At 37.3% G+C, this 9,322-nt stretch carries 9 protein-coding genes and 1 tRNA gene; 7 read left to right on the top strand and 3 right to left on the bottom strand.

Annotated elements, in window-relative coordinates; genetic code table 11:
* Complete coding sequence (locus tag QRD02_RS12745; protein WP_290255340.1) at positions 1-1,047, top strand: NAD(P)/FAD-dependent oxidoreductase; 1,047 nt, start codon at positions 1-3, stop codon at positions 1,045-1,047.
* 14 nt (positions 1,048-1,061) lie between these two features.
* Here QRD02_RS12745 and QRD02_RS12750 read toward each other — a convergent pair whose 3' ends face one another.
* On the bottom strand, positions 1,062-1,445 hold the full coding sequence (locus tag QRD02_RS12750) for a DUF983 domain-containing protein (protein WP_290255341.1): 384 nt from the start codon (positions 1,443-1,445) through the stop codon (positions 1,062-1,064).
* A 105-nt stretch (positions 1,446-1,550) separates the two neighbouring features.
* Here QRD02_RS12750 and QRD02_RS12755 point away from each other — a divergent pair, with 105 nt between their 5' ends.
* From QRD02_RS12755 to QRD02_RS12765, 3 genes are read left to right on the top strand one after another with little or no spacing between them, the layout of a single operon-like run.
* Complete coding sequence (locus QRD02_RS12755) at positions 1,551-3,461, top strand: ABC-F family ATP-binding cassette domain-containing protein (RefSeq protein ID WP_290255342.1); 1,911 nt, start codon at positions 1,551-1,553, stop codon at positions 3,459-3,461.
* A 30-nt stretch (positions 3,462-3,491) separates the two neighbouring features.
* Positions 3,492-3,671 (top strand): CPXCG motif-containing cysteine-rich protein, encoded by a 180-nt coding sequence (locus tag QRD02_RS12760; protein ID WP_290255343.1) that lies wholly within the window; start codon positions 3,492-3,494, stop codon positions 3,669-3,671.
* Positions 3,672-3,721: 50 nt separating this feature from the next.
* Positions 3,722-4,075: a SpoIIAA family protein gene (locus QRD02_RS12765; protein ID WP_290255344.1), complete on the top strand. Its 354-nt coding sequence runs from the start codon at positions 3,722-3,724 to the stop codon at positions 4,073-4,075.
* Positions 4,076-4,088: 13 nt separating this feature from the next.
* On the opposite strand, the gene QRD02_RS12770 is transcribed toward QRD02_RS12765, so the two are convergent.
* Positions 4,089-5,636 (bottom strand): AsmA family protein, encoded by a 1,548-nt coding sequence (locus QRD02_RS12770; protein ID WP_290255345.1) that lies wholly within the window; start codon positions 5,634-5,636, stop codon positions 4,089-4,091.
* Positions 5,637-5,812: 176 nt separating this feature from the next.
* On the opposite strand from QRD02_RS12770, the gene QRD02_RS12775 reads away from it, so the two are divergent.
* The 3 genes from QRD02_RS12775 (at position 5,813) to QRD02_RS12785 (ending at position 8,042) form a co-directional block, all read left to right on the top strand.
* Positions 5,813-5,885, top strand: a tRNA-Met gene (locus QRD02_RS12775).
* Between the two features lie 55 nt (positions 5,886-5,940).
* A complete protein-coding gene (locus tag QRD02_RS12780; protein WP_290255346.1) occupies positions 5,941-7,368 on the top strand; it encodes a tyrosine-type recombinase/integrase in 1,428 nt (475 codons plus the stop codon).
* Between the two features lie 44 nt (positions 7,369-7,412).
* A complete protein-coding gene (locus QRD02_RS12785) occupies positions 7,413-8,042 on the top strand; it encodes a hypothetical protein (RefSeq protein WP_290255347.1) in 630 nt (209 codons plus the stop codon).
* A gap of 1,006 nt (positions 8,043-9,048) precedes the next feature.
* Here the strand turns inward: QRD02_RS12785 and QRD02_RS12790 are convergent.
* A partial coding sequence (locus QRD02_RS12790) for a type II toxin-antitoxin system PemK/MazF family toxin (RefSeq protein ID WP_290255348.1) occupies positions 9,049-9,322 on the bottom strand: 274 nt, incomplete at its 5' end.

The raw sequence follows: 9,322 nt of genomic DNA on the forward strand, positions 1-9,322 counted from the left end.
ATGAAGCTACAAAAGGACTATATTATAGTTGGCCTAGGCATTGCCGGTATCACGATGTGCGAGCAGTTGCAAAAGCATGGTAAAAGTTTTGTGTTGATTGATAGTGGTGTGCCTGGATCCACCGCGAACTCCGGAGGTGTTTTCAACCCAACTGTTCTCAAACGCTTTACGGCGGCTTGGAATGCAGCTTCCTTTTTTCCAACTGCGATAGATTTTTACACTTTGCTTTCTGAAAAAATGCAGCTTGAATTTTTTATCCAAACTCCTATATTTAGAGTTTTCAAAAGTGTGGAGGAACAGAACAATTGGTCCGTCGCAAGCGATAAAAGGGAATTGCAACAATTTCTTTCTTCTGAATTTTTTAAGAATAAAAACCCTTGTATCATAGCTCCGGTTGGATTTGGTAAGGTTTTGGGAACTGCCAGAATTCTGCCCGAGATATTACTGTCGGCATACCGAGATTGTTTGTTTAAGGGAGAAAATTTGTTGTCGGAGGATTTTGATTATGGCCATTTGCAACATTTTGATGACAGAGTGGATTACAAACATATTTCAGCTAAGCAAATCATTTTTGCGGAAGGAGCGAAAGTAGTTGACAATCCCTTCTTCCCCAAACACACAATCATTGGCAATAAAGGTGAATATATAATTATTAAAGCGCCGGATTTAAAAGTTGAAGCACTTTTAAAAGGTCCTGTTTATATAATTCCCCTCGGAAACGAGCAATACAAAGTGGGCGCGACCTACAGTCGGGATGACTTTAGCCCCAACACTTCGCGCGCCGCAAAGGAAGAAATTCTATCCAAGCTGAAATCTTTTATAAATTGCGACTTCGAAGTTATTGGGCAAGATTCCGGAATACGTCCCACAACTAAGGACCATCGGCCTTTATTGGGAAAAAGGGAGGGAAATAAGAATATAATCTTTTTCAACGGTCTTGGGTCCCGGGGCTTTTTAATGGCACCGTTGCTATCGAAAATCCTTTATGAGGCGATTGAAAACAACGTTCCAATTCCTTTAGAAATGAACATACAACGTATGTTATGATTCCAGGGGCCTATTCATTTCGCTTTCTTTTTATCATAATCCACAAAAAAGTTGATCCAAATGTTTCTTGAAATCCTTACGATAAAAGGGAACAAAACAGCCAAACTTATTATGATTACAAGAAAAGTATAATCCCTGTCCAGCCCGATAAAGAAAAACGAAATAATAAATGCAGCAACAGCAATTGTAACCCCCACGCCATAACTAACGTACATGGCCCCAAAAAAGAAGGAGGGTTCAATCTTAAATTTTTTGCCACAATGGCTGCAGGTATCGTGCATTTTCATGATTTTGGAAATCTTGTACGGATTTTGCTCCAAATACATTTCACCCTCGTGGCACACCGGACATTTACCGGTAAAAATACTGTAAAGCTTAGATCCTTTGAGGAATTGCATTATCTGCTTTTTTAACATTGCAAAAATAAGCATCTTTGCAAAAAATTTCTGGGTTTTTATCCTTTAAAAACAAAAGGGATTAATCCAGAATTGTACACTTACACAATGGTCAATATCCACAATTTATCGGTTTCCTTTCAAGGGGACTATTTGTTCGAAAAGATAACCTTTCAGCTAAAACCGGGCGATCGGGTAGGCCTGGTGGGCAAGAATGGTGCGGGCAAATCAACCTTGTTGAAGATAATTGCCGGAGAACAGGAATACGATAGCGGCCAAATTGCTACGGACAAGGAGATTTCCATTGGTTTTCTGAAACAGGATATTGATTTCGAAAAAGGACGGACCGTTTTGGAAGAATCCTATGAAGCTTTCACCGAAATCAAAATATTTGAAAAGAAGCTTGCGGAAATAAACACACAACTCGCCGAAAGAACCGATTATGAAAGTGATGGCTATCATCAACTAATGGTCGATTTGAATGAAGTACAGCATCAATATGAAATTCACGGCGGCTATAACTATCAAGGCGAAACGGAAAGAATTTTACAGGGTCTGGGATTTCAAAGGGAAGATTTCAACAAACTCACCGAAACATTTTCCGGTGGGTGGCGAATGCGTATAGAGCTTGCGAAGTTATTGCTTCAGAATAACGATATTTTGTTGCTGGATGAGCCCACAAACCATTTAGATATAGAGTCCATTCTTTGGCTCGAGGAATTTTTGAAGAGCTATGCAGGCGCCGTGGTGATAGTTTCCCACGATAAAATGTTTTTGGATAACGTAACCAACCGTACCATCGAAATTTCCCTTGGCAAAATATATGATTTCAACAAACCCTACTCGCAATATTTGGTGCTTCGGAACGAACTGCGGGAACAGCAATTGGCTTCGCAAAAAAATCAGCAAAAGCAGATTGAACAAACCGAAAAACTTATAGATAAATTCCGCGCCAAGGCCAGCAAGGCAACCATGGCACAGTCACTAATAAAAAAATTAGATAAGATTGACCGCATAGAGGTTGATGAAGATGACAATAGTGTCATGACGTTACGGTTTCCTGTTTCCATTACGCCTGGAAAAGTGGTTATTGAAGCCGAAAACATTTCAAAAAGCTATGGCTCTAAAAATGTACTGCAAGGCGTTGACCTGATGGTGGATCGCGACAGCAAGATTGCATTTGTTGGGCAAAATGGGCAAGGTAAATCTACTTTGGCGAAAATAATAGTGGGCGAAATTGAACACGAGGGAAAATTGGCGTTGGGTCATAATGTGCAGATTGGATATTTTGCGCAAAACCAAGCGGATTATCTGGACGGAAGTAAAACGGTACTCGACACTATGATTGATGCTGCCAATGAAAAGAATAGGAGCCGCGTACGGGATATTTTAGGTTCTTTTCTTTTTCGGGGTGATGAAGTTGAAAAATATGTACGGGTATTGAGCGGTGGCGAAAGAAACCGATTGGCATTGGCAAAATTACTTTTACAGCCTTTTAATGTTCTGGTGATGGATGAACCCACAAACCATTTGGACATAAAATCAAAAAATGTTTTAAAAGATGCCCTTAAAAATTTCGGAGGGACACTGCTTTTGGTGTCGCACGACCGTGATTTTTTGCAGGGACTTACAAACAAAGTTTACGAATTTAAGGATCATCACATTAAAGAATATCTGGGTGACGTGAATTATTTCCTGGAACAACGAAATCTTGAAAACTTGCGCGAAGCTGAAAAGCGGACCATAGTTTCGGAAGTGAAAGAAAAACGCTCCGCCGGGGAGGAATATGAAATTCAAAAAAGGCTAAAATCGGCAAAAAACAAACTTAGCAACGTTGAAGCTTCCATCGCTTCCCTGGAAAAGGAAATTGCCACCATTGATACGGACTTGCTAATAAATTATGAGGAAACCATTGCCAAGCCTCACTTTTTTGACGCCTATCAAGAAAAGAAGAAAAAACTAAAACAATTAATGGTAGAATGGGAAATGCTTCAGGAAACCGTGGAGGCGCTATCATAAACTTTTTCTTCCAAACTAAATATTAATAACGTGTTTGAACACTTTTTTCAATGCCCTCATTGCTGGGAAGAAATATCGATGCTACTGGACCCATCAGTGAGTAATCAAAAATATATTGAGGATTGCGAAATTTGTTGCAATCCAATTGAGCTTACCATATCATTCCATTCTCAGGAATTGGTGGGCTTTTCAGTAAATGATATTGATTAAATAGAATTATTTTTCTAACTTTATGAACCAAAACCAAAATAAAATCCCCGATGCTCTCCACTTTTAACCTTGCCGACAACATTATTGGATTTATAGTTGATGGCTCCTATGATGAACGCGCTGTTGAAAGTATCCAAACGCAGGTAATTGAGAAATTAGAACTTTTCGATAAACTGAGCCTTTACATTGAAGACACTGAAAATGCAGATATTTCCATTAAATCAGTTATGAAGAATGTCCCTTTCAAGCTCAAAACAGGAAATCGTTTCCAAAAGGTTGCCGTGGTCACGGACCGAAAATGGTTGCAGGTAGTGAGTAATTTTGAAAAGTTATTTTTCAGTGCCGAAATCAGAATTTTCTCAGGCCATCAACGTTTGGATGCCATCCAATGGATTAGTCATTAGTAATCCAATACTTTTAAATCATAATTTTAAGCAGTGCACTTTTTACACTGATCCATAAAAAGTTAAAAACCGATTTGGTTTTGTCGCGGGTAGCTTCGGCCGTGCCTTCCTTAAAATTTTCGCCAACTTTTTTACTGTCCTTGGGAACAAAGATGTCCGTTAACACGGAGAGGAATTCATTCTTCTTTTTTCCATCTTTTTGAAGCACCGTAATTTTAAAATCGGAATAGCTAATTTTCATATCCGTTGTCGAGGTTTCATTATTCCCGTCAATGGTGAAATAGGTTTTATTCGTATTTCCTTGTAATTTCACTTTTAAGTTCGGTTCGGTAAAACTGTTCATTTTGGCAGCTGCAAGCGGACCTACTTCTGTCCGGAACAGAAATTGATCCTCCGGATTTTGCACATCAAATTGCCAATCAACCGAAAATGGAGTATTTTCCATAAAATCGGCCTTTACTTTTATGCTCGTTCTTTCCGATCCGCTATATGTATTGCTTACGTTGGAAACCGCTGCCGTCAAATTTTTAAAATTAATGGAGCCTCCCATATTTTCCTCTTTCACCCTTTCTTCGTAAATAACGTTGGCATTGTCAATAGTCAATGAATCCAAAGTAAGATCAAACGGAAGATCGCGCAACATTTTGCTATATAGCGGTTTAATTTTGGGGTCATCCGCTACCAACTTATCTCTATATATTTCCAGCGATGGAGAATTAAGCGCAATGTGTTTGCTCTTCGCGAAAAATTTATTTTGAAGAAATCCGAAATCGAAATCTTGAATTTTTAATGTCTTCAATGAAAGATCAAAATGATCCCGTTCTTGCAAAATTACCTTGGAGAGTTCTCTCCGGGAATATTTTGTTTTGAGCAGCACATTTGTGAATACGGCATCCTTATCTTCAATTGAAAAATTTTCAACTGTTAAATTCTCATAAGGACTTACTTTTACAAAAACAGTATCGCTCTTGGCTTCAAAATCTTTATATTCAAAAGGAATTTTTTGTACAATGGACTTATTGTCTACCTTAATGCCATCAACCTTCAGCGTCAGGCCTGCAGAATACACTTTTAACGAATCTTCCCCTTTCTCATAAATGGCCAACTTTGTATTTTCAATAAACACTCGATCCACTATAATGGGTTTGTAAATTCTTGCCACCGCTTGCCGAACGCTATCTTTGGAAGGCTTTAGCCGATCTTGGTAATAAACAATTTTGGGATTGTACAGTGAAATGGCGTCAACGTGGATTTTGTCATTTATCAAATAATCCCAATAACTAATGTCCGATATTTTTAATCGCTCGACGGTTATAAATGTGTGTTCAACACCATCGATTTTATTTTTAATTATTAATGAAGCATTTGAAAGAATAAGTGAGCCGTCAAAGGATTCAACCGTTAAATCGTCATAGGTGCGAGTCATATTATCGGGTAACCTTTCCTTAATAAATAATTCCAATTTGCTTTTTAGAATATCATTAATCACAACATTTGCAATAATAAATATTGCACCAACGGCCAGGACAATGAAGAATATTTTTCGAATGCGCTTGTTCATTTTTTAAAGATAAGTAAAGTGTGTGACGCAAAACGAACAATATGTGGTGCAATGCAAAAATTAATGTTTGTTAGGCTTGCAAGGTTTAAAATCCTTCTTATCTTTGCAGTCCAATATTTCTGTCGGCATTATGAACCGAAAGCTAAAAGCTAAGATTGAAATATTGAAACACCCATCGCGGGATAGAGCAGTAGGTAGCTCGTCGGGCTCATAACCCGAAGGTCACAGGTTCGAGTCCTGTTCCCGCTACTACGGTCAAAGTGCCAGAAACAAACGGTTAGGTTCATTCCTAACCGTTTTTTTTATGCATTCTATTCTTGAATTTATTACCTTCGAACACAGAATTGAACACGATTTAGAACACGATTTGAAACACAAAAAGCAGTTTTCTGCCCCGAAAATCTACAATGCTAACGGCAATCTCAAAAAACGTTGGTATGTCTATTACTCTTTCCGAAATCCAGATACAGACAAGCTAGAACGGCAAAAAAATGTATATGGTACAACAAATATTTACAAAACATTTGAGGAAAGGATGTATGTGCTTTCCTGCTATGCGAGAAGTCTTAAAAAATTATTGGAACAGGGGTACAGTCCATATAGTAACAATACAGCACTACATCAAAGCCTAAATCAGCAAAATGAAAGATCTAAACAGACCAATATTAACGTTACAACTGAACCGTTGCAAAATAGCAATGGCACCGTTGCAACAGAGCAGTTGCAAAATAGCAACAGTACTGTTGCTAATAGTTCTGTTCTGATAAATAACGCTGATAATCAAAGTGTTGTTTCAGATCATGTGTTACAAAATAATAGCAACGGTACCGTTGCAACCGTTACGGTTGCATCTGCTTTGGATTATGCACTAACTATAAAAAAACAGGTTGTCAGTGATCGTACTCTTTCGGATTATACTAACAAAAAGAAACATCTGGTAAAATGGATAGAAGAGAATAAACCAACCGTCGTTTCAATTCACCAGATTACAAAACAACACCTCAATGAATATCTTAACGATGTTTTGAGCAAAACCAGTCCAAGGAACAGGAATAATTTTAGAATAGACCTTAGCAGTCTTTTTCAGACATTGAAGGACAATGATATGATCAGTGAAAACTATTTCAAAAAGATTCCACCCCTACGTTCTATTCCAAAAAGAAATAGAGGCTTTACCTTAAAGGAGCAAGAGTCGATATTTTCATATCTGGAAAAACGGGATCCACTATTGTTGTTGTATATAAAATTTGTCTCCTACGTATTTTTAAGGCCTATAGAAGTGTGCAGGATAAAAGTAAAGGATGTTGATGTTATCAATAAGAGAATACGTTTTCAAGCTAAGAACAGTCCCTTCAAGACCAAGATACTTCCTCAGTTGTTAATAGATATATTGCCAGATCTTTCAAAGCTTCCACAAGAAAATCTTCTTTTCTCACCCGATGGTCTAGGACTGAATTGGGAATCCAAATTAGATAGTAGGCGTGATTATTTTTCAAAACGGTTCAAAGAAGTGATCAAGGATCACTTTGGGTTTAATGAGAATTATGGCCTGTACAGTTTTAGGCATACATATATAACCAAGTTGTACAATGAGTTGATTAAAACACAAACACCCTTTGCTGCTAAGAGTGAGTTGATGTTAATTACAGGGCACACAACAATGACCGCATTGGAAAAATACCTCCGAACCATTGATGCGGAATTGCCAAAGGATTATTCAGATATGTTATAAGGATGAACATACATAAAGCATATATAAAACTATTAAGAAGACTGATGTCACAGTCAGTTTTCTACATCCCAAGTGAATTTGTCGTTGCAGGAATACAGGATGCGATCAGTATTACAATTGATGATTATACTAATCAACTTTTATATCTAGCAAAAAATAGAAGGAGTAAACCTCTTGAAAACCCTGAAGCATTTGAAAATATTATTAAAAAACGCTTTCAGTTGGACAAGACCGTTTCTTACTTGATTAAGCAAAAGAACATTTTAGATGATCGAAGTTTTTCGTATTTACTTGAAAAATATATGGATCAGATAAATCTTGCCTGTTATGGATCTAAAGTATTATATGATAATGTCAAGGAACGATTTCCCAATGAGCCATTGATGGTATATAATACCTTCCTTGTTCAGCAAAATACAATACAAGAACATAGAAATGAATTAATTTCAAGATTGGATATTGCCAATAATCAACTGTCTTCGTTGGATGATGTACTACAGATGAGTTTGATGCAGAATCCTGCGTTTAAGGAGTTGCTGTCATTGCAAGAAAAGGAATTGCAACCGATAGCTTTACAGACGCACCCAACCAATGGCGTTGCATTGATTTCTGATGAGGAGGCACAGCATTTTTTATTGGAAACAGTATTCTCGATTCCGCTAGACGAAATTTAGAAGTAATGAGGGCATCCCATTGTTCTATTCTTTAAGTTCCATCATTATGATTCTAGTTTGTAAATTCTGATAATCAAAATTATTGCAGATTATGTAATTTCAATACTTTCACTTAAAAAAGTAGAACGAATAAGATAAATCTCCTGGAATGTGGGGCAAAGCTTGCCAGACAAGATCCTCAAACTAAAGCTAAACATACGTTAGCGTTACAGTAATTGGGCTTGGACTTGATATCGCCAACGCAGAAGTTGCGCCGTAAAATTGGTGCGAATTATTTTATATTAGAAAGTTCAATGAGGCTGGCGAAATATTTAATATGCATCACCGATTTCCATCCCCTATGTTTCGTCTCTTTTCAATGTCTTCATTGAATATTATTTGTTGTTGATACAAGGGAATAAGTGTTTATTAGGCTATAAAGGAGTATTTATGGCACATTAGAAGTTGGAATTAAGGATCCAACCACAATGCAACGCGGCGCATAGATTTTTTGCAATGCCACGCGTTGAATTTTTTCAATTGCCCCATTGAATATTGGTTGTTGTTGATACAGGCAAATAATTGTTTATTGAACTTTAAAGGAGTATTTATTGCCGACTGGAGTCAGAATTAAATTCCAACAGCATTGCAACGCTGCACAGTGATTTTTTAAAACGCCGCGCGTTGAATCTTTTCAATTGCCCCATTGAATATTGGTTTTTGTTGATACAGGAAAATAATTGTTTATCGGGCTTTAAAGGAGTATTTATTGCCCAACTAGAGTCAGAATTAAATTTCAACAGCATTGCAACGCGACGCATTGATTCTTTATAGCGCTGCGGGTTGACTTTTTTCAATGGCTCAATTGAATATTCGTTGGCTTGCGCAACGGTCTCGGCTATGAGTAGGTGCGTGGGTTAGCGATTAACTTTGAAAGTACAAACCAAACTGAAAATCCGCAAGGATTTTCAGAAGTAGGCGAGAACAAGCAATTACTTATAGCCATTGTTGACATTAGTACTTTTTTTTAGTCAACTAAGGTTTCTTTTATTACTTCTTTGCATTTTCCAATTTCCGTTTCGGTTAGGTTTTCAAAAACTCGGATTATTCTAATTTTGTCAATTGTCCGAATTTGGTCAATTGCAATCATTCCTTTTTTTCCGTTGTGTTTGACCGAAACTCTAGTTGGATATTTTTTTAAATTACTTGTCATTGGAGCAAGAACTATTGTGTTCAGATACTTGTTCATTTCATTTGGCGAAATGATTACACAAGGTCTTGTCTTTTTTATTTCGCTTCCA

It is taken from the genome of Aequorivita aurantiaca, assembly GCF_030410135.1.
Taxonomy (GTDB): domain Bacteria; phylum Bacteroidota; class Bacteroidia; order Flavobacteriales; family Flavobacteriaceae; genus Aequorivita; species Aequorivita aurantiaca.

Bases quoted from the DNA above. Each gene is read 5' to 3' on its own strand.
- QRD02_RS12770 (WP_290255345.1), bottom strand. From the start codon at position 5,636: ATGAACAAGCGCATTCGAAAAATATTCTTCATTGTCCTGGCCGTTGGT.
- QRD02_RS12780 (WP_290255346.1), top strand. From the start codon at position 5,941: ATGCATTCTATTCTTGAATTTATTACCTTCGAACACAGAATTGAACAC.
- QRD02_RS12750 (WP_290255341.1), bottom strand. From the start codon at position 1,445: ATGCAATTCCTCAAAGGATCTAAGCTTTACAGTATTTTTACCGGTAAA.
- QRD02_RS12765 (WP_290255344.1), top strand. From the start codon at position 3,722: ATGCTCTCCACTTTTAACCTTGCCGACAACATTATTGGATTTATAGTT.
- QRD02_RS12755 (WP_290255342.1), top strand. From the start codon at position 1,551: ATGGTCAATATCCACAATTTATCGGTTTCCTTTCAAGGGGACTATTTG.
- QRD02_RS12745 (WP_290255340.1), top strand. From the start codon at position 1: ATGAAGCTACAAAAGGACTATATTATAGTTGGCCTAGGCATTGCCGGT.
- QRD02_RS12785 (WP_290255347.1), top strand. From the start codon at position 7,413: ATGTCACAGTCAGTTTTCTACATCCCAAGTGAATTTGTCGTTGCAGGA.